Raw genomic sequence first — 26251 nt, forward strand, 5'->3', positions numbered from 1 at the left:
TCGCTCTCCGGCCCGGCCGGCCGGTGTTCCCGTCCTGCCCGGGGCCCTCTCACGCCCGCGTTATCCGCACCCGGTAGTTCCCTTCCTCGTCCCTGCTCATGACCCGCACCGTTATCCCGTGGCGCGGGTCCTTGAAGCTTTCGCCGGGCGTGAAGGGGGCGTCGGAGAGTTCCACGTGGACGTTGGGGCTGCGGGTGCAGCCGCCGGAGGAGCGGTGGCTGTCGTAGACGGTGACCGGGCCGCGGCCGGTGTCGACCATGGTGTCGATCTTGTAGATCAGCAGGCCCGGCCGGCACACCATCTCGTCGTTGCCGCCCTGAGCGCGTATCTCCAGCGCGTAGGCGCTGCGGGCGGTGACGGGTACCAGCAGCAGTTTGCTGCCGCCCGTTCTGTACAGCGGTGTCAGGGTGTACTCGATGCTGCCCCGCGCCGCCGCGCAGCCGACCTGGTTGGCGTCCAGCCAGCCCAGTTTCCACTTGTGCCAGCCGAGCAGGTCGTTGTCGGCGCCCCAGTCCTCGCTCATGATGTCCCAGTGCCCGACGGCGCCACCGCCCTCCTGGGTGTACAGGTCGGGCAGGCCGAAGGTGTGGCCGTTCTCGTGCGGCAGCACCCGGAAGCCGGTGCGGGCGTAGGAGCCGGAGCCGTCGTCCTGGCGGGAGTAGACGAAGGACGCGTTGGCGACGCGGACGCCGTCGGCGACCGGGGCGTCGGTGTTCCCGGCGAAGGTCACGGACAGCACGGTGTCCAGGGCGGACGGGCCGGCGTTCGGGGTGACGAGCACGTTCAGCAGGTCGTAGCTGCGGAAGTCGACCGTGGGATCGGCGGCGGCGACGATGTCCTGCACCAGACGCCGGTAGCCGGGGTCGAAGGGGGCGCCGCGCTCTATGCCGTACGCCCGGAAGGTCTTCGGCATCCGCAGCCAGTCGGTGACGGGGGTCTCGGGGCGGTAGTCGAGACGGCCGTACGACGCGGTGCGGAACCATTCCTGGGTCTGTGGGAAGAACTCGTGGAAGCGGTCCATGGCGCTGCCCTGGCCGGGTGCGTCGGGGAAGTCGATCATCAGGGTCAGGGCGCGGACCGTGCCGGTTGAGCGGGAGTAGCCGGGCGGGGTGGGCAGGCCTTCGGTCATCTGCACCTCCAGGCCTCCGTGGACCATGCACGGTATGAGCGCGGAGGAGCGGGCCAGGCCGACCGGCCCGGCGGCGGTGGGCGCCGTCAGATGTCCGGTCCCTGCCGATGTGCTGACCGCGAGGGTCAGCACGGTCACCACGGCGAGGGCGGTCACACGGCGCGGGCGTATGCGGCGGCGGGGCGGCTGCGGCTGCATACATGGACCTTTCGCTCCACGGCAGCCGCCGGTCTCCGGCTGCACCCTTGCGCTCACCCTGGGGCGGCGGGAGGCCGGGCGCGCGCCGGCGGAGCCGATCGTGGGAATGCCGGTCCGCGCAGGGGTGAAATTCGAGGGCGGGGGAGTGTGGCCCAGGTCACAGGAATTTTCCGGGGGAGCGGGAAATAACCGGGGACGCTCTCCCCGTTTAGCCCTGTGTCGGAGCGAAACGGGGACCGGCTCCCCGGATCGACCACCCCGCCCCGGCAGCCGACGACCGGTGACACAGCGAACAGCGCCATAGCGACACAGCGACACAAGAGCACTCACTCGAGCACCGACCACGCGTCAACTCAGGCCCCGTGCCTCAGAAACCCAAGGAGTACACCGTGACGGCCACGACCGCCCCCACCGTGCGCAAGGTGCCCCGGCCTCGCGCCGACGCCCTGCGCAACCGGGAGCGGATCGTCACCGCCGCCCAGGAGATGTTCGTCGAGCACGGGCCGGACGTGCCGCTCGACGAGATCGCCCGCCGGGCCGGCGTCGGCAACGCCACGGTGTACCGGAACTTCCCCGACCGGGACGCCCTCGTCCGCGAGGTCGTCTGCACCGTGATGGACCGCACGGCCGAGGCGGCCGAGCGGGCCCTCGCGGAGACGGGGGACGCCTTCGCCGCCCTGGAGCACTTCGTGCACACCGCCGCTGACGAGCGGATCAGTGCCCTGTGCCCCATGGTGTCGAGCACCTTCGACCAGCACCATCCCGACCTGGAGGCCTCCCGCGGGCGCATCGAGCAGCTCGTCGAGGAGGTCATGGGCCGGGCCGAGGCGGCCGGGCAGCTCCGGTCCGACGTGGGGGTCGGCGATCTGCTGATCGTCGTGGCCCAGTTGAGCCGGCCCCCGGCCGGCATGGACTGCGTCCGTGGCGACCGCTTCGTCCACCGTCACCTGCAGCTGTTCCTGGACGGCCTGCGGGCTCCCGCCCGCTCCGCCCTGCCGGGCTCGGCCGTGAGCATCACCGAGCTGCGCGCCTGCTGACGCCAACAGCGATCAGACCGACCGATCAGACCGACCGATCAGACCGACCGATCAGACCGACCGATCAGACCGACCGATCAGTTCGGCCCCCGACCACAGTCCACCCACCACGTACACGGCAGCGGCCCTGTCACCGTCCGGCCGCCGTGCACCCACTGTTCTCCCGCTGCTCTGCTCCTGTCTTCGTTTTCTCGTCATTTTTCCGTTACACACCGTCTTTTCCGTCACGAAGTCCCGAAGTGGGTATCCCCATGTCAGAAACAGCCCTCAGGGCTCCCGGCCTCACCGCCCCGCGCGGTGACGCCAACCGCTGGAAGGCGCTCGTCTTCATCGCGCTCGCCCAGCTGATGGTCGTCCTGGACGCCACCATCGTGAACATCGCCCTGCCCTCCGCCCAGCACGACCTCGGCATATCCGAGGGCAACAAGCAGTGGGTCGTCACGGCGTACGCCCTCGCCTTCGGTGGTCTGCTGCTCTTCGGTGGCCGCATCGCCGACCTGTGGGGCCGTAAGCGCGCCTTCGTGCTGGGCCTCGTCGGTTTCGCCGCCGCCTCCGCGCTCGGCGGTGCCGCCACCACCGGCACGCTGATGTTCGGCGCCCGTGCCCTCCAGGGTGCCTTCGGCGCGCTGCTCGCCCCGGCCGCGCTGTCCCTGCTGGCGGTGATGTTCACCGACGCCAAGGAGCGCGCCAAGGCGTTCGGCATCTACGGCGCCATCGCGGGTGGCGGCGGTGCCGTCGGCCTGATCCTGGGCGGTTTCCTGACCGAGTACCTGGACTGGCGCTGGACCTTCTTCGTGAACGTCCCGTTCGCCGTCGTGGCCGCGGCCGGCGCCTACTTCGTCATCCGGGAGCCGGAGGGCGGCCGTAACCGCTCCCCGCTCGACATCCCCGGCGTGATCCTCTCCACGCTCGGCCTGGTCGCCCTGGTGTACGGTTTCACCCGTGCCGCGTCCGACGGCTGGGGTGACAGCGTGACCGTCGCCATGTTCGTCGCGTCCGTGGTGCTGCTGGTGACGTTCGTGATCGTCGAGGCCCGGGTCAAGGCCCCGCTGCTGCCGCTGCGCGTGGTGACCGACCGCAACCGCGGCGGGATCTACCTCTCCCTCGGCCTCGCGATCATCGGCATGTTCGGCCTGTTCCTGTTCCTGACCTACTACCTGCAGATCGTGAAGGGCTACTCGCCGGTCAAGACCGGCTTCGCGTTCCTGCCGATGGTCGCCGGCATGATCACCGGGTCCACCCAGATCGGTACCCGGCTGATGACCCGCGTCCCGGCCCGCCTGCTGATGGGCCCGGGCTTCCTGGTCGCCGGTCTCGGCATGTTGCTGCTGACCCAGCTGGAGATCGGCTCCTCGTACGCCGGTCTGCTGCTGCCCGCGATCATGCTGCTCGGTCTCGGCATGGGTACGGCGTTCATGCCGGCGATGTCCCTGGCCACCCAGGGTGTCCAGGCCCGGGACGCCGGTGTGGCCTCCGCGATGGTCAACACCTCGCAGCAGGTCGGCGGCGCGATCGGCACCGCCCTGCTGAACACCATCGCCGCCTCGGCGACCACCTCGTACGTCAGGGACCACATCGCCGGTGCCTCGGCCCGGCCGCAGCAGGAGCTGGTGAAGCTCCAGGGCATGGTGCACGGCTACAGCACGGCGATCTGGTTCGCCGTCGGCATCCTGGGCCTCGCCTCCCTGATCGCCTTCACCTTCGTCAACGCGGGTCGTCCCGGTACCACGATGGTGGCCGCCGGCGAGGGCGCCGAGGACGAGCTGCCGGTGCCGGTGATCGCCCACTGACGGCCCGCCGTCCGCTCCCGCTTCCGCTTCGGTACGTGAGCCGGCGGAGTCGGGGCGGGTCCGCGCCCGCGGCGCCGGGCTGACCCGGGTGCGGGTCAGCGGAGCCAGGGCAGGTCCGCACCCGCTTCGTCGGGCTGGAGGCCCTCGGCGACGATCTTCATGATCTCGCCGAGGGCCTTCTGCTGTTCCGGGGTCAGCCGTTCGAACAGCGCCTGCCGTACGGCGGTCACATGGCCCGGCGCGGTGCGCCGCAGCACCTCCTGGCCCTCGTCGGTGAGCACGGCGAACTGGCCGCGCTTGTCGGACGGGCAGTCCTCGCGCCGTACCCAGCCGTTCTTCTCCAGCCGGGCGATCGCGTGCGAGAGCCGGGAACGCGTGATCTTGGCCTGCATGGCCAGCTCGGTCATCCGCAGCCGGCGGCGCGGTGCCTCCGCGAGGCCGACGAGGAGGCCGTAGTAGATGTGCGGCATGCCCGCGTCACGCTGCAGCTGCCGGTCGAGGTGGTCCTCCAGCAGGGTGGTGGCGTGCAGGTACGCGCGCCAGACGCGCTGTTCCTCGTCGGTGAGCCAGCGGGGGGATGCGGCGGTGTCCGGTGCCGTGTTCATGGGACCACTGTACGAGCAGGCTGCTTGAAAATTGAACAAGTCGGGCGTAAGGTCTGCCCTACGAGCTTGAGAGTTAAAGTATCTTGCTCGAGACCCGCAGTCTCTGGTCCACCGGGAGCCGCCGATGTCCGCCACCACCCAGGAGCGCATGCCCGCCCTGTACCTCAGCCACGGCGCCCCGCCGCTCGCCGACGACCCCGTCTGGCCCGGCCAGCTCGCCGCCTGGTCCGCCGGGCTGCCCCGCCCCCGGGCCGTCCTCATGGTCTCCGCCCACTGGGAGGAGGCCCCGCTCGCCCTCGGCGCGGTCGAGACCGTCCCGCTGGTCCACGACTTCTGGGGCTTCCCGGAGCACTACTACCAGGTGCGGTACGCCGCCCCCGGCGCCCCCGCGCTCGCCGACTCCGTCCGCAAGCTGCTGCGCGCCCCCGGCACCCCCGTCCAGGACATCCCCGACCGCGGCCTCGACCACGGCGCCTACGTCCCCCTCGTCGAGATGTACCCGGCCGCCGACGTACCCGTCCTCCAGATCTCCCTGCCCACCCTGGACCCGGTCCGCCTGATGGACATCGGCCGCAGACTCGCCCCGCTGCGCGACGAGGGCGTACTGATCGTCGGCTCCGGATTCTTCACCCACAACCTCGCCGCCCTGCGGTACACCGGCCCGGGCGTGCCGAGCTGGTCCTCCGAGTTCGACGACTGGGGCCGGCGCGCGCTGGAGGCCCGCGACTGGGACGCCCTGCTCGACTTCCTGGACAAGGCCCCGGCCGGCCGCTACGCCCACCCGCGCACCGAACACTTCGCCCCGCTCTTCGTCACCATGGGCGCGGCGGAGGCGGGCGGCGAGCTGGACGCGCCGAAGTCCGTGATCGACGGGTTCTGGCTGGGAATGGCGAAGCGGTCTGTGCAGTTCGGCTGAACTACAGCCGCTTCTCGTACCAGGCCACGTCCCAGTAGCGGCCGAACTTGCGCCCGACCTCCTGGAAGGTGCCCACGCGCCGGAAGCCGAAGCGCTCGTGGAGCCGGACGGACGCCTCGTTGGGCTGGGCGATGCCCGCGTAGGCGCGGTGCACGTCCTCCCCGGCGAGGGCCTCGAACAGGGCGTCGTAGAGCAGCGTGCCGATCCCGCGCCGGCTGGGGATGCCCCCTCCGGGGGACTCGGGGGCGACGTACACCGACGTCTCCACGGACGTCAGGTACGCCGGCTTCGGCCGGCGCGGGCCGGATGTGGCGTACCCCAGAATCCGCTGTGAGTCCGCGGCCGTGGCAACCATCAGGCGGTGCGGGCCGTCTTCCGGGTGGGAGAGCAGCCAGGGACGGCGCTCCTCCGGAGTGAGGACCGCGGTGTCGAATGTGATGGCCGTCTCACGTACGTAGTGGTTGTAGATCGCCGTGAGGCTTTCGAGATCCGTCTCGATCCCCGCCCTGACCTGCACCTCGGCGGTCTCCGACGGCATCTCGCCCCCCTACGTGGTGGCACAGGGTACTGCATGATCAGAAAAATCGGGGGACGGGTTGGGAATTCTGTCCGGATTCCAGTCGTTGTTTCCCACGGATGCAGGGCACTCGGAGAGAGTCCCACAGACAGTCCCCGGAGTGCTGAGCGTTCACCAGAACCACCCGCCAGCCCACCACCGCAAGGGAGCACGCATGGCAACCCGTGCCGTCGCCCGTCGTAAGTCCGCCACCGGCGAGACGGCCGACTCGGCAAGCAGTGTTCGCGCTCATGGCGGCGAGATCGCAGACCGCGACCTGGTCGGCATGTACCTCGACGAGATCGCGCGCACGCCGCTGCTCGACGCCGCCAAGGAAGTCGATCTCTCCCAGACCATCGAGGCGGGTGTGTTCGCGAGGCAGGTCCTCGACGGCTACGAGGAGACCAGGACGGACGTCACCCGCGAGGAGCTGGAGGCGCTGGTCGCCGAGGGGGAGCGGGCCAAGGACGTCTTCATCCGCTCCAACCTCCGCCTGGTCGTCGCCGTCGCCCGGCGCTACCCGCGCAGTGGCCTCCCCCTGCTCGACCTGATCCAGGAGGGCAACGCCGGCCTGGTCCGCGCCGTCGAGAAGTTCGACTACCGCAAGGGCTTCAAGTTCTCGACGTACGCCACCTGGTGGATCCGCCAGGCGATCACCCGCTCCATAGCCGACCAGTCCCGCACGATCCGGCTCCCCGTCCACCTCGTGGAGGAGCTGGGCCGCATCCGCCGCGTCCAGCGCGAGTTCAACCGCGAGAACGGCCGCGACCCGGAGCCGGCCGAGATCGCCGCGGAGCTGGGCTCGACGCCGGAGCGCGTCATCGACGTCCTCGACTGGGCCCGTGACCCGGTCTCCCTGAACATGCCGGTGGACGACGCGGGCGAGACGCAGTTCGGCGACCTGCTGGAGGACACCTCGGCGGTCTCCCCCGAGCAGTCCGTCCTGACCCTGCTGCGCAGCGAGGAACTCGACGACCTGATCGGCCGTCTGGACCAGCGCACGGCCTCCATCATCAAGATGCGGTACGGCATCGATGACGGCCGTGAGCGCACCCTGACCGAGGTCGGCAAGGAGCACGGTCTGACCCGCGAGCGCATCCGCCAGATCGAGAAGCACGCCCTCCTCGAACTGAAGAAGCTGGCCCGCGACACGGGGTTCGACGCGGCGGCGTAGCGGAGCCGGGGGAGGCGTGGCGGGCGCGTGGCCTCGCGGGCCCGGGGATGATCACCGTGACCGGTGTTCGTCCGTGAACCGGGCGCGGGGATGATCATCCCGGCCGATGTCGGTCCGTGGACGGCGTCCGGCGGTGGCCGGACGGTACGCGGCGGGCCGGGCGTACGGCGCTGTGGGGTGCCGGCGGTACGCCGTCACGGCGAATACGGCGTACCGGATGTACGGCTTCCGCGCGGCGCGCACGCCCGGTGGCGAAAGACGGCGCAAACATGGCGTGGTCCGATCGCTTCAACCGCGGAGCGCGAGGGAACAACCCATGCGGGCCCTGTAGCGGGCCTCAGGACCGCACTCCCCACCCCCACCGCACCGTCCGGCCGACTCCGGCCGGACCCACGTGAACCACGTCCCGACGCAATCCCCCCCCCGGCGCCGGGACTTCCCCGCCGGGCTCCGGCGCCCTCCCCCCCCCCGGGCGTCCGGAGCCCGGCTTCTCCTTGCCCCCGCGGGCGAGTCCGGGGCCGAGCGAGGGGCGGTCACCCCGCCTGGCGCCCGTTCGTCAGGGCTGCGCCGGGTGCCCGGGCACTGGAACGGCGGCCCACCCCGGACCTGAACACCGGGGTGGACCGCCGGATGGCAGATTCTGTCACACGGGCATAGCCTGCCGGGATGAGCACCACCCCCACCCCCGGCCACCAGCCGTTTTCCGCCTCCGCGCCGGTGTCGCTCACCGAACGACGCAAGGCCGAGACCCGGATGGAGATCGCCCGGGCGGCGGCAGTCCTCTTCGTCCGGCAGGGTCTGCGCGCCACCCGCGCGGAGGACATCGCACAGGCCGCCGGCGTCGCACCGCGCACGTTCTACCGGTACTTCGCCACCAAGGAGGAGGCGGTGGCCCCGCTCTACGCGGCCGGCGCCCAGCGCTGGACCGAGGCGGTCCGCACGGCCCCGGCCGACCTCGACCTCCCGGGCGCCCTGGAACACGCCGTCCGGAACACCCTCACCCCCGGCGCCGGCGTCTCGGCCGCGTCCTGGGAATGGGTCCGCACCCTCATCCGCCTGGCCGACACGAGCCCGGCCCTGCGCAAGGTGTGGGCCGAGGTCTGCCAGACGTCGGAGCGGGCGCTGGCGGAGATCCTGACGTGGCGGGCGCCGGCCCGGGGGACGACGGCCGAGCCGACGCCGGGCACTTCGGGCTCGGGGGAGCCTGCCGTGGGTGCTGGGGCGGGCACCGGGGACTCCGTGCCGCCCGCCCCGCACCGGGCACCGTCGGCCGGGGACCCGGCGCTGCCCGCAGGGGAGCCCGCGGGGTACGCGGCGGACCCGGGGGCGGTCACCGCGGATCTCCGGTTCGCCGCGGCCGTGGCCGGTTCCGCCGTCCGTGTGGCCGTGGAGTGCTGGGCCGCCACGGCCGCCCCGCCCGGCGGTCCGCAGGGCCCGGCGGCCCTGGCCCTGCGCCACCTCGCGGCGGTGCGGGACTTCGGCTGGGGCGGGGAGAAGCGGACGACGCGGTAGCGACGCGGGGCGGGGCCGGAGCGAGCCGGTCCGGGCCCACGGGCCCTACGGAGCCGTGTCCGTGGCTCTGCTGAGGCGTCCGCCCAGCTCCCGTACGCGGTCCATGAGCGCTGCCGGGCCGCGCACGGTGAACTCGCACCCGACCATGGCCAGCCGCACCGCCAGCCACTCGACGGGATCGGCGGTGGTGCCGCGCAGGACGCAGCCGCCCGTGCCGTCGTCCTCGGGTGTCCCGGCCCACGCCGGAATCCGCGTGGAGACCCGCTCCGCCGGCGCGGCGAACCGCACGTCGAACGTGTACGTCTCCTGGCGCCGGTGGATGGACTGCCGCAGATACTCGGCGGCGCTCCCCGTCGGCAACTCCCTCGGTGCGAACCGGACCCCGGTCGAGAACGGCCGGCTGACCCGGTCCACCCGGAACGTGCGCCAGTCGGCCCGGTCGAGGTCGTAGGCGACCAGGTACCAGCGCCGCCCGGTGGACACCAGCCGGTGCGGTTCGGTCAGCCGGTGGGACGCGCTGCCGTCCTTGTCGCGGTAGGCGAACCTCAGCCGTTCCCGCCCCGCCACGGTCGACGCCATCACGGTGAGCGTCTCCGGCGCGATGCTCGGCCCGTCCCCGCTGGTCAACAGCGTCGTCGCGGCCTGCAACGTGGACACCCGGTGGCGCAGCCGGGCCGGCAGCACCTGCTCCAGCTTGGCCAGGGCCCGTACGGACGCCTCGTCCACCCCTTCCACGGCGTGCCCGGCGCCTGCCCGCAGCCCCACGGCGATCGCGACCGCCTCCTCGTCGTCCAGCACCAGCGGCGGCATGGCCTTGCCCGCCACCAGCCGGTACCCGCCGTCCGCGCCCTTCGTGGCCTGCACCGGATACCCCAGTTCGCGCAGCCGGTCGACGTCCCGCCGCACGGTACGCCGGGACACCCCGAACCGCTCGGCCAGCTCCCCGCCGGGCCACTCGCGGGGGGTCTGGAGGAGGGAGAGCAGCTGCAGCAGGCGTGCCGGGGTGTCGGTCGTCATGAGGCCAGGATGCCGTGGAAATAGGACGTGATCTGACCTATTGGAGGCCTAGCCTGCTCGCATGACCTCGATCGACCGCAACGCCGAGAAGACCCGCGGCACCGGCACCGGGACCGGCACCACCGGCGCCGCACGCCCCACAGGCCCACGCACGCCCGCGGTGCCCGACAGAACCCGCTGGCTGGCCCTGGCCATCGTCATGACCGCGGCCTTCATGGACCTGGTCGACGTGACGATCGTCAACATCGCCATCCCGTCCATCCAGCGCAGCGCCCACGCCTCGGTCAGCCAGATCCAGTGGATAACCGCCGGCTACGCCCTCGCGTTCGCCGCCGGCCTCATCACGGGCGGCCGGCTCGGCGACATCCACGGCCGCAAGCGGCTGTTCCTCGTCGGCGTCGGCGGCTTCACCCTCGCCTCCGCCCTGTGCGGCTTCGCCGTGAACCCGGAGATGCTGGTCGCCTCCCGCATCCTCCAGGGCGGCATGGCGGCGCTGATGGTGCCGCAGGTGCTGTCGATCGTGCACGCCACCTTCCCGGCCCACGAACGCGGCAAGGTGTTCGGTCTGTTCGGCGCGATCGTCGGTCTCGGTGCGGTCTCCGGCCCGCTGCTGGGCGCGCTGCTGACGGAGTGGAACCTGTTCGGCCTGGAGTGGCGGCCCATCTTCCTCATCAACCTGCCGGTCGGTGTCGTCTCCTTCCTCCTCGGCCGCCGTTTCATCACCGAGTCGCGGGCGCCGAAGGCCCTGAAACTGGACCTCGTCGGCGTCGCCCTGGTCACGCTGGGCCTGCTGATGCTGCTCTACCCGCTCACCCGCGGGCGCGAGCTGGGCTGGCCGCTGTGGGGGTACGTGTGCATGGCAGGTGCGCTCGTCGTCTTCGCCGGGCTGGTGGCCTACGAGCGGCGCAAGGGGGCCCGGGACGGCTCTCCGCTGATCGAGCTGTCGCTGTTCCGCGTGAAGAGCTTCGCCGCCGGCATCGCCGTACAGACCGTATTCGGCGTCGCGCTCGGCATCTTCTTCCTGGTCTGGACGCTCTACATGCAGATCGGCCTCGGCTGGAGCCCGCTGCGGGCCGGCCTGACCGGGGTGCCGTTCTCGATCGCCGTGTCGATGGCGGCCGGGCTGTCGGTGCAGCAGCTCGTCCCGCGGTTCGGCCGCATGGTGCTCCAGGCGGGTGCGCTGCTGATGGGCGCGGGCGTGCTGGTCTACCTGTGGGAGGCCCACCACTACGGCCTCGCCATCGCCTCCTGGCAGATGGCCCTGCCGCTGGTCGTGATGGGCGCCGGCATGGGGCTGATCGTCGCCCCGCTGACGGACGCGGTGCTCTCGGAGGTGCCGCGCGAGCACGCCGGTTCCGCCTCCGGGCTGATCAACACCGTGCAGCAGATGGGCAACGCGCTCGGACTGGGCCTCGTGTCGGTCGTGTTCTTCGGGGAGATCGACGACCGGCTGACCGCGGACCGGGTCGGCCCGGCCTTCGTGCACGCCTTCCAGCACGCTCTGTGGTGGGTCGCCGGGATCATGGCCGCGATCTTCCTGCTGATGTCCGCCCTCCCCAAGCGCCCGGCGCAGCACCTGGAGGGAGCGGAGCCGGAAGCAGCGGAGGGCGGCGCGGGGTACGAAGCGCCGGTGGCCGGGACGGAGCCCGAACTGGTGCCGTGACCACGGGCGCCGCGGCGCCCTCCGCGGACCGCACCGGTGAGGCACCCGCCCGTACCGAACGGGTGACACGCGCCCGTACCGGACCGGTGAGGCACCCGCCCGTACGACGACAGGCCCGGCGCCGGACAGACGCCGGGCCTTGTGCTGTCCGTACGCCCACTCACACCCGGTCGTGCCCATTTTCGTCCGATCAACGCCCGAATCTGTTTACTTCCTCGAAAGTCGGGCGTAGTCTCGGCTTGAAACCACACGTTCGGGCATGACATCGGGAGTGGCCGGACATCGAGGCGGAGGCAGACGGACGTGTACGCACCGGAGCGGCAGCAGGAGATCCTCCGGCTCGCCCGTGACGGCGGCCGGGTCGACGTGCTGTCGCTGGCCGAGGAGTTCCAGGTCACCGCGGAGACGATCCGCCGCGATCTGAAGGCCCTCGACCGCGCCGGCCTCGTCCGCCGGGTGCACGGCGGCGCCATCCCGGCCGGCCGTCTCGACTTCGAGCCGGACCTCGCCGAGCGCGAGACCACGGCCGCCGACGAGAAGGACCGCATCGCCAAGGCCGCCCTCGCCGAACTGCCGGCCGAGGGCACGGTGATCCTCGACGCGGGGACGACGGTCGCCCGCCTGGCCGCCGCCCTCCCGCTGGAGGCCGACCTCACCGTCGTCACCCACTCCCTGCCCATCGCGGCCCGCCTCGCGGACCACCCCGGCCTGCAGCTCCATCTCATCGGGGGGCGCGTACGGCACCGTACGCGCGCCGCCGTGGACGCCTGGGCGCTCCGCGCGTACGGCGAGATCCGCGCCGACGTCCTGTTCGTCGCCGCCAACGGCTTCTCCGCCGAGCACGGCCTGACCACGCCCGACCTCGCCGAGGCCGCGGTCAAGCGCGCGGCGATCGCCGCCGCCCGGCGCGTGGTGCTGCTGGCCGACTCCGCCAAGCACGGCCAGGAGCACTTCGCCCGCTTCGGGGGCCTGAGCGACGTGGATCTGCTGATCACCGACAGCGGGCTGAGCCCCGAAGACACCGCCGTCATCGAGCGCGGTGGCACGGAAGTAGTGCGCGCATGATTCTCACCGTCACCCCCAACCCGTCCCTCGACCGCACCTACGAGGTGCCCGCCCTGGAGCGCGGCGAGGTCATCCGTGCCACCGGCGAACGCATGGACCCCGGCGGCAAGGGCGTGAACGTCTCGCGTGCCGTCGCCGCCGCCGGCCGGCGCACCGTCGCGGTCCTTCCCCTGGGGGGCGCACCGGGTGCGCTCGTCGCCGACCTGCTCGACGCGCAGGGCATCGAGGTCGCACCGGTCCCGGTCGCCGGCGCCACCCGCTCCAACATCGCGCTCGCCGAGGAGAACGGCGTGCTCACCAAGATCAACGCACCGGGGCCGGACCTGTCGGCGGCGGAACAGGAACTGCTCCTGGAGACGGTCCGCGTCCAGTCACGCGACGCCGACTGGATCGCGTGCTGCGGCAGCCTGCCCCGCGGACTCACCCCCTCCTGGTACGCCGACGTCGTCACGCGGGCGCACGCCGGAGGCGCGCGTATCGCCCTGGACACCTCCGGGCGTGCGCTCCTGGAGGCGCTGCGCGCGCGGCCCGACGTGGTGAAGCCGAACGCCGAGGAACTCGCGGAAGCGGTCGCGCGTCCCCTCGCGACCGTGGGCGACGCCCTCAAGGCGGCCGAGGAGGTGCGCGCGATGGGCGCGGGCGCCGTGCTCGCGAGCCTGGGCGCCGACGGCCAGCTCCTGGTGTCCGACACCGGCACCTGGTTCGCCAGCGCGCGCGTGTCCGCCGTCCGCAGCAACGTCGGGGCCGGCGACGCCTCCCTCGCCGGTTTCCTCATCGCCGGCGGCACCGGCCCCGACGCCCTCGCCTCCGCCGTCGCCCACGGCGCCGCCGCCGTCCGGCTCCCCGGCAGTGTGATGCCGGGCCCCGCCGACCTGGACCCGACGGCGGTGACGGTCACGGCCGACATCCCCCTCGACCGCGAACTGACGGAGCCGGCGCCATGACCCCCCTCCCCGCAACCACCTCTCCCCGCTCCCCCCACACCACCCCCGCCCCCACCACCGCCCACCCGTTCCCCCGGGCGGTACGCGTGCATAGGAGCCCGCGATGAGCGACATGATCACCGCGGACCTGGTCGACCTGGACCTGTCCGCCGACACCAAAGAAGCGGCGGCCCGTGCCCTCGCCCAGCGCATGGCCGCCCAGGGCCGGGTGACCGACCTGGAGGGCTTCCTCGCCGACGTCGCCGCCCGCGAGGCCCAGATGCCGACCGGCCTCGACGGCGGCATAGGCATCCCGCACTGCCGCAGTACCCACGTCACCGAGCCGTCCCTCGCCTTCGGCCGCAGCGCCGCCGGCGTCGACTTCGGTGCCGCGGACGGCCCGGCCGACCTGATCTTCCTGATCGCGGCACCCGCAGGAGCCGACGACGCCCACCTGACGATCCTCTCCTTCCTCGCCCGTCAGCTGATGAACGCCGAGTTCACCACCGCGCTGCGGGCGGCGCGCGACGCGGAGACGGCCGCGGCGCTGATCCGCGGAGACGAGGCGCCGTCGGTGGACACGGGCACGCACAGCGCCGAGAGCACCGGTGAGGACACCGGTCACGGCGTTGCTCAGGGCGCCGCTCCCGGCGCCACGGGCGACTCCACAGACACCGCTGCGGCGCCGGCGGCGGCCTCCGCCGACGCCGCAGCGGGCACGAACGCGGCGCCCACCCCGCCCACGGCCACCGGTACCGGTTCCGGCGATCGTCCCTTCCGTGTCGTGGCCGTCACCTCCTGCCCCACCGGTATCGCCCACACCTACATGGCGGCCGAGTCACTGGAGAACGCGGGCCGGGCGGCGGGCGTGGAGCTGGTCGTCGAGACGCAGGGCTCGGCCGGCTTCACCCGGCTCGACCCGGCGGTGATCGCGGCGGCCGACGGCGTGATCTTCGCGCACGACGTCCCCGTACGCGACAAGGACCGCTTCGCGGGCAAGCCGACCGTCGACGTGGGAGTGAAGGCGGGCATCAACCGTCCCGCCGAACTCATCGCGGAGGCGCGCGAGAAGGCGGCGCGCGGCGAGGTGAGCGCCCCGGCGCACGCGTCGTCCGGCACGCCGGTCGAGCGCGCGGGCGACTCCACCGAGGGATACGGCAGCAAGCTCCGCAAGTGGCTGATGTCCGGCGTCAGCTACATGGTCCCGTTCGTCGCCGCGGGCGGTCTCCTCATCGCCCTGGGCTTCGCGATCGGCGGCTACGGCATCAAGAACGCGCCCTCGGTCATGGACCACTTCGTGTGGGGCCAGGCGGACAGCTGGGGTGCGCTCCTGTTCCAGATCGGCGGCGTGGCCTTCGGCTTCCTGGTCCCGGTCCTGGCCGGCTACATCGCCTACGGCATGGCGGACCGCCCCGGCCTGGTTCCCGGCTTCGTCGGCGGCATGATCGCCTCGACCATCAACGCCGGCTTCCTGGGCGGTCTGGCGGCCGGTCTCCTCGCCGGTGGCGTGGTGATGGCGATCCAGAGGTTCGACGTACCGGCGGCGCTGCGCGGCATCATGCCGGTGGTGGTGATCCCGCTGATCTCCACGGCGATCGTCGGCTTCCTGATGTTCGTCGTGATCGGCAAGCCCATCGCGACGGCCCAGAAGGCCCTCACCGACTGGCTGGGCGGCCTCACCGGCACCAACGCCGTCCTGCTCGGCGCCCTGCTCGGCCTGATGATGTGCTTCGACCTGGGCGGCCCGGTCAACAAGGTCGCCTACACCTTCGCCACCGCCGGAATCGCCGTCGCCAACCCCAGCGCCTCCGCCATGCAGATCATGGCCGCGGTCATGGCGGCCGGCATGGTCCCGCCGCTGGCGATGGCCCTGGCCACCACCGTGCGCGGCAGGCTGTTCACCCGGACCGAGCGCGAGAACGGCAAGGCCGCCTGGGTCCTGGGCGCGTCGTTCATCTCCGAGGGCGCGATCCCGTTCGCGGCGGCCGACCCGCTGCGGGTCATCCCGTCCGCCATGGTGGGTGGTGCGCTCACCGGCGCCCTGTCGATGGCCTTCGGCGCGACTCTGCGGGCCCCGCACGGCGGCATCTTCGTGGTCCCGCTGATCGGCAACCCGTTCCTGTACCTGGTGGCCGTCGCCGCCGGCGTCTGCGTCTCCACGGCCCTGGTGGTCGTCCTGAAGGGCATGCGCAAGCAGGCCCCCGAGTCCCCGGCCGCCGACCCCACGGCGGAGCCGGCCACCGCACCGGAGGGGACCAGGCAGCCGATAGCGGCCTGACCGCCGCGCCATCCCGCGAGGCGCCTTGTCCCTTTAGTTCGCTGTGAGTTGTTCACGGCACCTGCGAGATACGTCACGGTCCGGGCCCGAAGTCCCGGACCGTGGTGTGTACTGGGTTGCATGCCTGACCACGCCCCGACCCTCCAGCTGATCGGCGTGGCCGTCCTCGCGGTGGCGGCCGTCGCCTGGGCCGTCGTCCTGGTGCGTCTGCTCCGCCTGCTGCGCCGTACCGGTCCCCAGGCCACCGCCCGGCGCCGGGCCGCGCGGCTCCCGGCGCTGCCGCGTCAGACCCGGGTCGGCCCGCCGCTGGAGTCCGTCGAGCTGACCCCCGCGGAACAGGACGCGTTCGCCGGCCTGGTACGGCAGCTCGCCGGCGGCTGACCCGTGAGCGGAGCCCGCGAGGCCCCGCCCCCGCCCCCGGCGCACGGGAAGGCGACCCGACCGGCCGTGTCACCGGCACCGCCCTGCGACCCTGCCGCTGCCGTTACCCCTGTCGTGCCGCGCGCCTCTCCATCGCCTCCCGGGCCGCTCCCTCCGACATGTACACCTCGCACATGTGCCGCCCGTCGGGGGTCGCCGTGTGCTCGACCTCCCACAGGGAGATCTCGGCGCCGTCCGGCAGCAGGAAGGCGTGCTCGTACAGCGTGTAGCTCAGCCCCGCCCGGCCGGCCCGGCCCGGCCGTCCGAAGGCCTGGGTGATCTCGTGCGCGGTCGCCGTCGCCAAGAGCGCCGCCGTCTCCTCGCCGGGCCGGTCGGCGTTCTCCGCGCGGCGCAGCAGCCGGCGCGCGTGGTCCGCCGAGTCACCGGATGCGAACACGTGCCGGGGCTCGGGAACCGCCCACAGCCGCATGAGCGCGGGCAGCTCGAACTCCCGTGTGTCCGGCGGCATCCCGAGCCGTGCCGTGGCGGCCTGCAGCTCTTCCTCGTCGGCATACACCTCGTGTTCCGGGGCGCTGCCGGGCATGGGGTTGTGCACCAGCTCCCACAGTGTCACCGCCGCGCCGTCGGCGAGCAGCCAGGTGTGCCGGTACGTCTCCCGGTGCAGCCCCGCGCTGTGGTACGCGGAGTGCAGCGAACTGTCGTGCGCCAGCGCGCAGTCCAGTCGCCGTATCACCTCGTCGGGCAGCTCGAAGCTGTTCAGGGCACGACCGAGGAGTCGCGCGAGATGCTCCTCAGGAGACTCGGGCGACTCGGCTGGTTCGTACGCTGCGGTCTCGTACGGAACGCTCAAGGCATCTCCCGGGCGTTGCTGCATGTCACCTTGTGGGTGCATACCGTAGCCCCTCGGTCGGACATCATGCCCGGGAACCGGGAAAACGTGCGCCGGGAAAACGCGCGGGCCGCGCGGAATGTTCCCGCGCGGCCCGCTGTAGCGTCAGAACCCCCCGCTCAGAGGGCACTTCCGGCGGTCCAGGCGCTCCACGACATGTTCCAGCCGTTGAGGCCGTTGTCGGGGGCGACCGTCGCGTCCGGGGAGTTCTTGACGATCACGACATCCCCGACGAGCGTGTTGTCGTAGAACCACTTGGCCGACGTGGCGCCCTGCGCCCCCTGCACGTCCGCGAGCCCGACGCAGCCGTGGCTGGTGCCCTCCCGGCCGAAGGGCGGGTTGCCCTTGTTGTACCAGTAGTTGCCGTGGATGAACGTCCCCGACGACGTCAGTCGCATGGCGTGCGGGACGTCCGCGATGTCGTACTCCCCGCCGAACCCGACCGTCGAGCCGTTCATGCGGGTCTGCACGAACTTCTCGGAGATCACCATCTGCCCGTTGTACGTCGTGTGCTGCGCGCTGCCCGCCGATATCGGCACCGACCTGAAGGTCCTGCCGTCCCGCACCACCGTCATGGTCTGCGTGCCGGCGTCGACCGTGGAGACCTGCGACCGCCCGACCGTGAAGGAGACGTTCTTCTTCTGCACCCCGTAGACGCCCTTCGCGCCCTCGACCCCGTCCAGGTCGACCTTCATCGTGACCTTGGACCCGGCCTTCCAGTACTCCTGCGGCCGGAAGTCCAGGCGCCGGTCCCCGAACCAGTGCCCGACCACCTGCTGACCGCTGCTGGAGTTCACGGCGATGTGCGACTGCACGGCCTTCTTGTCGGTGATCGCCTTGTCGAACGTGAACGACACCGGCATGCCCACCCCGACCGTCGTGCCGTTGTCCGGCGTGTAGGTGCCGATGAAGCTGTTCGACGAGGTGACGGTGGTGAAGATGGAGTTCGCCGCCGCCGTACGGCCCCGGGCGTCCTTCGCGGTCGCGGCTATCTCGTACTTCGTCCCGCGCTCCAGGTGCTCCTTCGGCTTCCAGCTGCGGCCGTCCGCGGATATCGCCCCCGGCACGGTCTGCCCCGACCCGGCCACGGTCATCTTCACCTCGGTCAGCCTGCCGTCGTCGACCTTCACCCCGGTGGCGTTGATGGACGCGCCGGTCGAGCCGTCCTTGGCGGATATCGCTATCTCCGCCGTCGACGTCCTCGGGGAGCCCTTGGCGCCCTTGCCGTCGTCGTTGCCGCCGTCGGCGCTGCCACCGCAGGCGGTCAGGGTGAGGGCGCCGACCATCAGGGCGGCACAGGCCCCGAGTGCGCGCCGCGCTGCAATGTCCGGCGTTGTCACGGGCTGCTCCAGTTCATGTGATGTGCGTGGTCCGTTCCAGTGCGTGAGGAAAGAGGGAGCGGGCGCCGGTCAAGGTTCCCTCCGGCCTGCATGAACGCCATCACGTGACAGAACCGCGACAAAGCACCGCCGACGGCCGCGCACCCCTCCCGCCCGCCCCGGCCGGGCCCTTCGCGCACCGCGGGCGGCAGCCCCCCGTGCGGCAGCCGCCCGCGTCCTACCCCTGCCCGTACAGCTCCCCGTACGAGGGCCACACCCCTCCCGGTCCGTCGACCGACCCGGCGGCGCGCACGGCCCGTACGATCGCGCGCGTCACCAGATCCGCACCGGCGGCCAGGATGTCGTTGAGCGCCAGGGGATGCGTGCCGAGCGCGCGAGCGCCGGTCGCCAGCGCGAACACCGTGTCCCCGTCGTGCAGGAGGTGCACCGGCCGCACCGCGCGCGCGATCCCGTCGTGCGCCGTACCCGCCAGCTTCTGCGCCTGGGCCTTGGAGAGGTCCGCGTCCGTCGCGACCACCGCCAGTGTCGTGTTGAGCGGCGCCGGTCCGTTCCGGTCGGCGGCCTCGTCGAGACGCCGGCGCGCGGCCTCGTGCACGCGCCGCTCCGGATACGCCACCCGTCCCTCGAACAACTCCCCGTACAGCACGCCCGTCTCGGGGTCCACGACCGACCCGGCCGCGTTCGCCACCACCAGGGCCGCCACCGTGATGCCCGAGCCGAGCACCGTGCTCGCGGTGCCCACCCCGCCCTTGAGGCGTCCCGCCACGGCGCCCGTGCCGGCGCCCACGCACCCTTGCGGCACCCGGGCGCCGGGCGGACGGGCCGCCGCGGCCTCCACCGCCGCCCGCCCCGTCGCCGCGTCCGGACGCGCCCGGAAGTCACCGCCGCGCCCCAGGTCGAAGACGCACGCGGCGGGCACCACCGGTACGACGTGTGCCGGATCCGTCCCCACCGGCACCCCGCGCCGCTGCTCCTCCAGCCAGGCCATCACCCCGGAGGCCGCGTCGAGCCCGTACGCGCTGCCTCCGGTCAGCACGACGGCGTCGACCTTCCGCACCACGTTGCGCGGGTCGAGCGCGTCGGTCTCCTTGGTGCCGGGGCCGCCACCGCGCACGTCCACGGCGGCGACGGCACCGCCTTCGGGGGCGAGGACGACCGTGGTGCCGGTGAGCCAGCCGCCACCGGTGCGGGTCGCGTGCCCCACCCGCAGCCCGGCGACATCGGTCAGTGCGTCAGCTGTCATGGACGCCAGTCTGGCCCAGCCACTTCGCGCAGAGGACTCAGGCTTGTTCGTTCGGATCAGGCCGGGCCGACCCGGCCTGATCCGAACGAAGGACCCCGGCCGGCCCGGACGGTGGCGCGCGCAACGCCCGCACACGGAGACGGGTGGCCGGCGCGGGCACCGCCCCGGATCGTCCCGACGGGAGCCCCACGCGGGACGTGACGGCGGGAGTACGGGCGCCGGGCCGTTCCGGCGGGAGCCGTACCCTGGTGGCATGAGCACCGCCCCCGAACCCGCGCCGCGTGACCCGAAGCCCGCGCTGGTCTTCGACGACCCGCTGGAGCAGCAGTCCTCGGACGACACCGACCGCGGGTGGGGCGAGCGTGCGGACGGTGACAGCGCCGCCGACCTGAAGCGCTTCCTCGACGAGAAGCCGCCCCACCACATCTGAGCCGGCCGCGGGCGGACCGCTAGCGCTCGTGGTTCCCGGGGCCGCGCTGCGCCACCAGCGCGTCGCGGATCTCCTCGAGCACCTCCAGCTCGCTCACCTGCACGACCTCCTTCGTGCCCTCCCGTGCCGACCTGCGGGCCGCCTGCCGCGCGAGGTACTTCGACATGGGCAGCACCATCAGGAAGTACACGACCGCGGCGGTTGCCACGAAGGTGAGCGTGGCTCCGAGGACCGAGCCCCACAGGATCGGCACGCCGCTCTTGACCGTGCCGTTCGCGCTCACCTCGCAGGGAGCTTTCAGGCAGGAGCTGTAGTTGTCGAGATTCTGGGTGCCGATCGCTCCGACCAGCGGGTTGATGATTCCCTTCACCACCGCGTTGACGATGTTCGTGAAGGCCGCGCCGATCACCACCGCCACTGCCAGATCGACGACGTTGCCGCGCATCAGGAAGGCCTTGAAGCCGTGCCAGACGCTCGGTACCTTCTTCGCGCTCACCTGGGGGACTCTCCTCGCATGCACAGGGTGTGGAACGAAACGCTCCGCAACCTACGGCACGGTGCGGCCACGGTGTCCAGTCCCGTAGCGTGATCGATGCCCGCGACAGCAGGCCGCCGAGCGCGCGGGCGAGCGTGGTCAGCACAGTGTCACCGCCAGGCGGGCCGTCGCGCTCGCGCCGACCAGCCGTGCCGCCGTGGCCCGCGGCGCCGCCAGCACGACCAGGGCCCCGCTCCCGGCCGTACCGTCCAGCGGCTCCGGCACCTTCGTCACCCGCACACCGCGCGCGAGCACTCGCGCGCCACCCCCGGCCGACGGGTCCTGCGCGGCGATGACGTCGACATGGTCACCGGGCCGAAGCAGCCCCACCGTGGCGGCGTCGGCGATCCGCACCGGCGCCGCCACCACTTCCACCGCCGTGTGCGGTCGTGCGCGTTCCGCCGGCCGGTGGCCGCCTGCGCGGTCGGCGCCGTGCGGTTCCGGCCCGGTCCGGGGTCCGGCGGCGACGAGTGCCGCCGCGGTCACCGCGAGCCCGGCCGCGACGGCCCGCCCGCGGTGCCGCACGAGCCGTTGCAGCTGATACCGCCCGCCGCGCACGCGCACCGGATCGAAGGCGGGCACCTCGCGGGTCGCCGGGGCGTCCGTGCCCAGTGGCCGCGGAGGCCGGAGCCGAGCCGGCAGCGCGGCGCGAGCGGGTGGGCGGGAAGGAGAGGAGCGCGAGTCCGAGGGCGGGGACGGGACGGACGGGGACGGGACGGACGGGGACGGGACGGACGGGGGCATGGGGATCACCGCCTGCGACGAGGAATTCGGCTTGCCCTGCCACGATGAGGCCTTGCGGCGGATCCCGTCGGAGGCGGTGGATCACCAGCTGATTGTGGACAACTCGCTCACTCGAAGGGGCAGTTCCGCACGGCGCCGGGCCCCGCCCGTCCCCGGCGCGTCACGGCAGCTCGAACCCCGGGTCCATCCCGCCGAGCCCGTTCAGGCACAGGCAGTCCCGCGCCCCGGTGTCCGGCAGCCCCGCCACCGCGTCGAACAGGACGCCGCGCAGCCGGTCGACGTTGGCCGCGAACACCCGCAGCACCTCCTCGTGCGAGACGCCCTCGCCGGTCTCGGCCCCAGCGTCGAGGTCGGTGACCAGGGTCAGCGACGTGTAGCACAGCTCCAGTTCCCGGGCGAGCGCCGCCTCGGGGTGACCCGTCATGCCCACCACCGACCAGCCCTGTGCCTGGTGCCACAACGATTCCGCACGCGTGGAGAACCGCGGCCCCTCGACCACGACCAGCGTGCCGCCGTCCACCGGCTCCCAGTCCCGTCCACGTGCCGCCTTCAGCGCCACCGCGCGCCCGGTGGGGCAGTACGGGTCGGCCATGGACACGTGCACGACGTTCGGCACGGTGCCGTCGGGCAGCGGCAGCCCGTCGAAGTAGGTCTGCGCCCTGGACTTCGTACGGTCCACGAACTGGTCCGGGACGAGCAGGGTGCCGGGGCCGTACTCGGGGCGCAGGCCGCCCACCGCGCAGGGGGCGAGAACCTGCCGGACGCCCACCGAGCGCAGGGCCCACAGGTTGGCGCGGTAGTTGATGCGGTGCGGCGGCAGGTGGTGACCCCGGCCGTGCCGGGGCAGGAAGGCGACCCGCCGGCCGGCGATCTCGCCGAGGAAGAGGGAGTCGCTGGGCGCCCCGTAGGGGGTGTCGACCTGGACCTCGGTCACGTCCTCGAGGAACGAGTAGAAGCCCGAGCCGCCGATTACACCGATCTCTGCGTTCGCCATGACCAGCACACTAGCTGGCGGCGGATCCGTGGGGGAGCCGGTGCCGGAGAGCGCCGAAGACCCCGCCGTCGCAGGACGGCGGGGCCCGGGTGATGAGAGGTCTCAGGCGGCGGAGCTGCTGCTGGAGGAGCCGGAACCCGACGAGGCCGAGCCCGAGGACGAGGTCGTCGACGAGGACGCCTTCGAGTCGGACGACGAGCCCGACGACGGCTTGGACGCCGGCGTGCTGCTCGACGTGGAGCCCCGCGAGTCGTTGCGGTAGAAGCCGGAGCCCTTGAAGACGATGCCGACCGCGGAGAAGACCTTCTTCAGGCGGCCCTGGCAGCTGGGGCACTCGGTCAGGGCGTCATCGGTGAACTTCTGCACCGCCTCGAGGCCATCGCCGCACTCGGTGCACTGGTACTGGTAGGTCGGCACTGTCTTCCTCCTGGCACTCTCACTCGATGAGTGCTAACGACGGTCCATAGTGACGTATTCCCGGGGATCAGTCCACCGTGACCGGCACGCGGTGACCGACGCCACGCGCGACCGTGCGGTTCCGGGGCCGCGCGACCAGCCGGGAGCGCAGCGCCAGCAGGGTGATCAGCGCGAGCACGGTGCCGGCCATGGGCACCAGGAATCCCGCGCCTTCCCACAGCCGGTCCTCCAGCTGTCCGGCGACCGTCACGGCGGCGGCCTGGCCGAGCGCCACCGCGCCGGTCAGCCACGTGAAGGCCTCCGTGCGGGCACCGGCCGGGACCAGGCCCTCGACCAGCGTGTAGCCCGTGATCAGCGACGGCGCGATGCACATGCCGACCAGCAGGCCGAGCGCGGCGAGCAGCAGCACCGAGTGTGCCGTCCACAGGGCGGACGCGGCCAGGGCGAGCGCCGTGTAGCCGACGACCAGGCGCTTGTGGGGTGCCGCCTTCCAGGCGATCGCGCCGCAGACGATGCCGGACAGCATGTTCCCGGCGGCGAAGGTGCCGTAGAGGACGCCGTTCAGTCCGGGCTCGCCGATCGACTCGGTGAACGCCGCGAGCGACACCTGCATGCCGCCGAAGACCGAGCCGATTCCCAGGAAGGTCACGACCAGCACGCGTACGCCGGGGATGCGGAGAGCGGAGACGTGCTGCACGCGCGCGTGCCCGTCGCCGCCGGTCACCGGCGGCTGCGTGCTCTTCCGCGCGGCGAACAGCAGGCCGCCGACGAGGGTCAGCGCGGCCTCCGTGACCAGGCCCGCCGCCGGCGTCACGGCCGTGCACAGGGCGGTCGCCAGCAGGGGGCCGAACACGAAGGTCAGCTCGTCCGTGACCGACTCGAACGCCGCCGCGGTGGTCATCAGGGGCGAGCCCTGGAGCTTCACGCCCCAGCGGGCCCGCACCATCGGGCCGACCTGCGGCACGGAGGCGCCCGTCGGGACGGCCGCGAGGAACAGGGCCCACAGGGGGGCGTGCCCCAGGGCGAGCGCCGTCAGCGTCAGGCCGGCGAGCGTGTGCACCAGGACGCCGGGGACCAGCACGGCACGCTGTCCGTAGCGGTCCGCCAGACGGCCGCTGTAGGGCGCGAACAACGCCATGGAGACGCCGGTGGCGGCCGCGACGGCGCCCGCCGCGCCGTACGAGGCGGTGGTGTGCTGCACGAGCAGCACGATGGAGATGGTGAGCATCGCGAACGGCTGACGCGCCGCGAAGCCGGGGACCAGGAACGTCCAGGCGCCGCGGGTGCGCAGCAGCTGTCCGTATCCCGGGCGGGGCGACGCCTGCGGGTTCTCCGCCGGCTCGTTGGTGACCGTGGACTCCACGGCCCGTGCCTTTCTTCCGCCTGGTAGCGCGCCCGTGCGGGGGGCGCCGAGAGCTGTCCTCTTGCGCGGAACTGCGGTAGATACCGGGGCCTCTGCGAGAGGGCGTTTCCGGCCGCCATACGGTCGCGCCAGCTCTGCATCAGGCAGAGTTGGTTCGATCAGTGCGCCTTTATCGTACAGGGATCATGGCCTCGCGCCCCTGTGAAAAGGAGCACCGTCGTGCCTGTTCGCCTGTGAATGACGTGGGTGTGAATCGTACGAAACGCAGCCGTAACGCTGCGCGCCCGGCGCGCGGACGGTCCTCACGCGAGGAGCGTGCTCCCGCCCGGCCGCGCGCTCACCGCCCGCCGTCCGATCCGCCGGTGCCCAGCCAGCTGGCCAGCTTGCCGCCGCGGGCGACCGCGCGCAGCCGGCGTTCCGCCGCGTCACGGACCGGGTCGGTGGCGACGACCAGCAGCTCGTCGCCCCGCCGGAGCACCGTCGTGGGCAGCGGCACGAACGACTGCTCCGCGCGCACGACGAGCGTGACGGCGGCACCGGCCGGCAGCCGGAGCTCGTTGACCTCCACGCCGTGCATCCGTGAGCCCTCGGGGATCGAGACGGACAGCAGGTGTCCGCGCAGTCGCTCCAGGGGCGCCGACTCGATGCCGAGGTCGGAGGCCTCGCCCTGCTCGCCCAGGCGCAGGGTGCGCGCCAGCCACGGCAGGGTCGGTCCCTGGACGAGGGTGTAGACGACGACCAGCACGAAGACGATGTTGAAGATGCGGCGGCTGCCGGTGACCCCGTTCACCATGGGGATGGTCGCCAGGATGACGGGCACGGCGCCCCGCAGTCCGGCCCACGACATCAGGACCTGTTCCTGCCACGGCACCCGGAACGGGGCGAGGCTGGACACCACGCTCAGCGGCCGGGCCACCATGGTCAGGACCAGCCCGATGACCAGCGCGGGCCAGACGTCGTCGCCCAGCTCGTGCGGGGTGACCAGCAGGCCGAGCAGGACGAACATGCCGATCTGGGCGATCCAGCCGAGCCCCTCGGCGAAGCCGCGCGTGGCGGGCCAGTGGGGGAGCTTGGCGTTGCCGAGCACCATGGAGGCCAGGTAGACGGCCAGGAAGCCGCTGCCGTGCGCCAGGGCGCCGGCGGCGTACGCCGTCACGGCGATCGCCAGCACGGCGATCGGGTAGAGGCCGGAGGCGGGCAGGGCCACGTGCTTGAGACCCCAGGAGCCGAACCAGCCCACCGCGAGTCCCAGGGCCGCGCCGATGGCCAGCTCCAGGGCTATCTCGCCCAGCAGCACGTACCAGTGGTCGACCGGGCCGGCGGTGGAGAAGGCGACGACCAGGATGACCACCGGGGCGTCGTTGAAGCCGGACTCCGCCTCCAGCGTGCCCGTCACGCGCGCGGGGAGCGGGAGGCGCCGCAGTACGGAGAAGACCGCCGCCGCGTCGGTCGACGACACCACCGCCCCGATGATGAGCGCCTGCCGCCACTCCAGCCCGACCAGGTAGTGCGCGCCCGCCGCGGTGACCCCCACACTGACCGCGACTCCCGCCGTCGCCAGGACGGAGGCGGACGGCAGGACTGGCCGGACCTCCTTCCACTTCGTGCCCAGGCCGCCCTCGGCGAGGATCACGACCAGGGCCGCGTACCCCATGACCTGGGTCACCTCGGCGCTGTTGAAGTGGATGCCGCCGATGCCGTCCTGGCCCATGAGGACGCCGATGCCCAGGTACACGAGCAGGCTGGGGAGCCCGCTGCGCGAGGAGATCCGGACGGCCGCGACGGCGACCAGCAGGACGACGGAGCAGACGAGCAGGAGCTGGTTGAGGTGGTGAACAGTCAGCGGGCGTTCCTCCTCCGAGATGTCCGGTTACTTCGTTACCTTACCTAACTCTTGACGCTTTCTTGACGTTCCACAAGGCAAGATCGAACGCTCGTGCACGCCGGTTCCCGACTCCGCGTCAAGCGGCACAGGGCCCTGCGCCTATGGTTGCTCCAGCGCTCATTCAAAGTCACAGCCCGACCTGCCGCTCGCGTTAGGACAGCAAGGAC

24 protein-coding genes are annotated in these 26251 nt (G+C 72.4%); 11 read left to right on the top strand and 13 right to left on the bottom strand.

Features of this window, described 5'->3' with window-relative positions; all coding sequences use genetic code 11:
- Positions 1 to 49 precede the first annotated feature (49 nt).
- Entirely contained in the window at positions 50 to 1327 is a 1278-nt protein-coding gene (locus ACF1BE_RS12475; protein ID WP_392198966.1) for a M6 family metalloprotease domain-containing protein, read from the bottom strand.
- 389 nt (positions 1328 to 1716) lie between these two features.
- Here ACF1BE_RS12475 and ACF1BE_RS12480 point away from each other — a divergent pair, with 389 nt between their 5' ends.
- Positions 1717 to 2364, top strand: coding sequence for a TetR/AcrR family transcriptional regulator (locus ACF1BE_RS12480; RefSeq protein ID WP_392198967.1), 648 nt, complete (start codon positions 1717 to 1719; stop codon positions 2362 to 2364).
- 251 nt (positions 2365 to 2615) lie between these two features.
- A complete protein-coding gene (locus ACF1BE_RS12485; protein WP_392198968.1) occupies positions 2616 to 4154 on the top strand; it encodes an MFS transporter in 1539 nt (512 codons plus the stop codon).
- A 95-nt stretch (positions 4155 to 4249) separates the two neighbouring features.
- Here the strand turns inward: ACF1BE_RS12485 and ACF1BE_RS12490 are convergent, their stop codons facing one another.
- On the bottom strand, positions 4250 to 4759 hold the full coding sequence (locus tag ACF1BE_RS12490) for a MarR family winged helix-turn-helix transcriptional regulator (protein ID WP_392198969.1): 510 nt from the start codon (positions 4757 to 4759) through the stop codon (positions 4250 to 4252).
- A gap of 124 nt (positions 4760 to 4883) precedes the next feature.
- Here ACF1BE_RS12490 and ACF1BE_RS12495 point away from each other — a divergent pair, with 124 nt between their 5' ends.
- Complete coding sequence (locus tag ACF1BE_RS12495) at positions 4884 to 5675, top strand: dioxygenase (protein WP_392198970.1); 792 nt, start codon at positions 4884 to 4886, stop codon at positions 5673 to 5675.
- Between the two features lies 1 nt (position 5676).
- Here ACF1BE_RS12495 and ACF1BE_RS12500 read toward each other — a convergent pair whose 3' ends face one another.
- Positions 5677 to 6213: a GNAT family N-acetyltransferase gene (locus tag ACF1BE_RS12500; RefSeq protein ID WP_392198971.1), complete on the bottom strand. Its 537-nt coding sequence runs from the start codon at positions 6211 to 6213 to the stop codon at positions 5677 to 5679.
- A 193-nt stretch (positions 6214 to 6406) separates the two neighbouring features.
- Between ACF1BE_RS12500 and ACF1BE_RS12505 the strand changes: the two genes are divergently transcribed.
- Positions 6407 to 7405, top strand: coding sequence for an RNA polymerase sigma factor RpoD/SigA (locus ACF1BE_RS12505; RefSeq protein ID WP_392198972.1), 999 nt, complete (start codon positions 6407 to 6409; stop codon positions 7403 to 7405).
- Positions 7406 to 8158: 753 nt separating this feature from the next.
- The gene (locus ACF1BE_RS12510) at positions 8159 to 8917 is read left to right on the top strand and encodes a TetR family transcriptional regulator (RefSeq protein WP_392199134.1); all 759 of its coding nucleotides are present in this window, start codon (positions 8159 to 8161) and stop codon (positions 8915 to 8917) included.
- A gap of 45 nt (positions 8918 to 8962) precedes the next feature.
- Here the strand turns inward: ACF1BE_RS12510 and ACF1BE_RS12515 are convergent, their stop codons facing one another.
- On the bottom strand, positions 8963 to 9934 hold the full coding sequence (locus tag ACF1BE_RS12515; protein ID WP_392198973.1) for a helix-turn-helix transcriptional regulator: 972 nt from the start codon (positions 9932 to 9934) through the stop codon (positions 8963 to 8965).
- A gap of 199 nt (positions 9935 to 10133) precedes the next feature.
- On the opposite strand from ACF1BE_RS12515, the gene ACF1BE_RS12520 reads away from it, so the two are divergent.
- The 5 genes from ACF1BE_RS12520 (at position 10134) to ACF1BE_RS12540 (ending at position 16244) form a co-directional block, all read left to right on the top strand.
- Positions 10134 to 11597, top strand: a complete 1464-nt coding sequence (locus tag ACF1BE_RS12520; RefSeq protein ID WP_392199135.1) for an MFS transporter — start codon at positions 10134 to 10136, stop codon at positions 11595 to 11597.
- Positions 11598 to 11900: 303 nt separating this feature from the next.
- Positions 11901 to 12662 (top strand): DeoR/GlpR family DNA-binding transcription regulator, encoded by a 762-nt coding sequence (locus ACF1BE_RS12525; RefSeq protein WP_373910602.1) that lies wholly within the window; start codon positions 11901 to 11903, stop codon positions 12660 to 12662.
- Positions 12659 to 13606 carry a 1-phosphofructokinase gene (pfkB, locus tag ACF1BE_RS12530; protein WP_392198974.1) on the top strand — a complete coding sequence of 316 codons (948 nt, stop codon included), beginning with the start codon at positions 12659 to 12661 and terminating at the stop codon, positions 13604 to 13606. Before ACF1BE_RS12525 ends, pfkB begins: the two co-directional genes overlap by 4 nt.
- Before the next feature lie 103 nt (positions 13607 to 13709).
- Positions 13710 to 15863: a fructose-specific PTS transporter subunit EIIC gene (locus ACF1BE_RS12535; RefSeq protein WP_392198975.1), complete on the top strand. Its 2154-nt coding sequence runs from the start codon at positions 13710 to 13712 to the stop codon at positions 15861 to 15863.
- Positions 15864 to 15983: 120 nt separating this feature from the next.
- Positions 15984 to 16244 (top strand): hypothetical protein, encoded by a 261-nt coding sequence (locus tag ACF1BE_RS12540; protein ID WP_392198976.1) that lies wholly within the window; start codon positions 15984 to 15986, stop codon positions 16242 to 16244.
- Between the two features lie 103 nt (positions 16245 to 16347).
- On the opposite strand, the gene ACF1BE_RS12545 is transcribed toward ACF1BE_RS12540, so the two are convergent.
- The 3 genes from ACF1BE_RS12545 to ACF1BE_RS12555 all read right to left on the bottom strand — a co-directional run bounded on the left by ACF1BE_RS12545 (position 16348) and on the right by ACF1BE_RS12555 (position 19716).
- A complete protein-coding gene (locus ACF1BE_RS12545; protein ID WP_392198977.1) occupies positions 16348 to 17094 on the bottom strand; it encodes a DUF6227 family protein in 747 nt (248 codons plus the stop codon).
- 158 nt (positions 17095 to 17252) lie between these two features.
- Positions 17253 to 18473 carry an Ig-like domain-containing protein gene (locus tag ACF1BE_RS12550; RefSeq protein WP_392198978.1) on the bottom strand — a complete coding sequence of 407 codons (1221 nt, stop codon included), beginning with the start codon at positions 18471 to 18473 and terminating at the stop codon, positions 17253 to 17255.
- A gap of 217 nt (positions 18474 to 18690) precedes the next feature.
- Positions 18691 to 19716: a P1 family peptidase gene (locus ACF1BE_RS12555; protein ID WP_392198979.1), complete on the bottom strand. Its 1026-nt coding sequence runs from the start codon at positions 19714 to 19716 to the stop codon at positions 18691 to 18693.
- A 253-nt stretch (positions 19717 to 19969) separates the two neighbouring features.
- On the opposite strand from ACF1BE_RS12555, the gene ACF1BE_RS12560 reads away from it, so the two are divergent.
- On the top strand, positions 19970 to 20146 hold the full coding sequence (locus ACF1BE_RS12560) for a hypothetical protein (RefSeq protein WP_392198980.1): 177 nt from the start codon (positions 19970 to 19972) through the stop codon (positions 20144 to 20146).
- Between the two features lie 19 nt (positions 20147 to 20165).
- On the opposite strand, the gene ACF1BE_RS12565 is transcribed toward ACF1BE_RS12560, so the two are convergent.
- From ACF1BE_RS12565 to ACF1BE_RS12590, 6 genes are all read right to left on the bottom strand, one after another.
- On the bottom strand, positions 20166 to 20642 hold the full coding sequence (locus ACF1BE_RS12565; RefSeq protein ID WP_392198981.1) for an MscL family protein: 477 nt from the start codon (positions 20640 to 20642) through the stop codon (positions 20166 to 20168).
- A 138-nt stretch (positions 20643 to 20780) separates the two neighbouring features.
- The gene (locus ACF1BE_RS12570; protein ID WP_392198982.1) at positions 20781 to 21263 is read right to left on the bottom strand and encodes a hypothetical protein; all 483 of its coding nucleotides are present in this window, start codon (positions 21261 to 21263) and stop codon (positions 20781 to 20783) included.
- Positions 21264 to 21585: 322 nt separating this feature from the next.
- A complete protein-coding gene (locus tag ACF1BE_RS12575) occupies positions 21586 to 22419 on the bottom strand; it encodes an S-methyl-5'-thioadenosine phosphorylase (protein ID WP_392198983.1) in 834 nt (277 codons plus the stop codon).
- Positions 22420 to 22521: 102 nt separating this feature from the next.
- Positions 22522 to 22836 carry an FmdB family zinc ribbon protein gene (locus tag ACF1BE_RS12580; protein ID WP_392198984.1) on the bottom strand — a complete coding sequence of 105 codons (315 nt, stop codon included), beginning with the start codon at positions 22834 to 22836 and terminating at the stop codon, positions 22522 to 22524.
- 67 nt (positions 22837 to 22903) lie between these two features.
- A complete protein-coding gene (locus ACF1BE_RS12585; RefSeq protein WP_392198985.1) occupies positions 22904 to 24199 on the bottom strand; it encodes an MFS transporter in 1296 nt (431 codons plus the stop codon).
- A 337-nt stretch (positions 24200 to 24536) separates the two neighbouring features.
- Entirely contained in the window at positions 24537 to 26063 is a 1527-nt protein-coding gene (locus ACF1BE_RS12590; protein WP_392199136.1) for a potassium/proton antiporter, read from the bottom strand.
- Positions 26064 to 26251 lie beyond the last annotated feature (188 nt).

Origin of the sequence: Streptomyces sp. NPDC014991 (genome assembly GCF_043080665.1) — a bacterium.
Classification (GTDB): Bacteria; Actinomycetota; Actinomycetes; order Streptomycetales; family Streptomycetaceae; genus Streptomyces.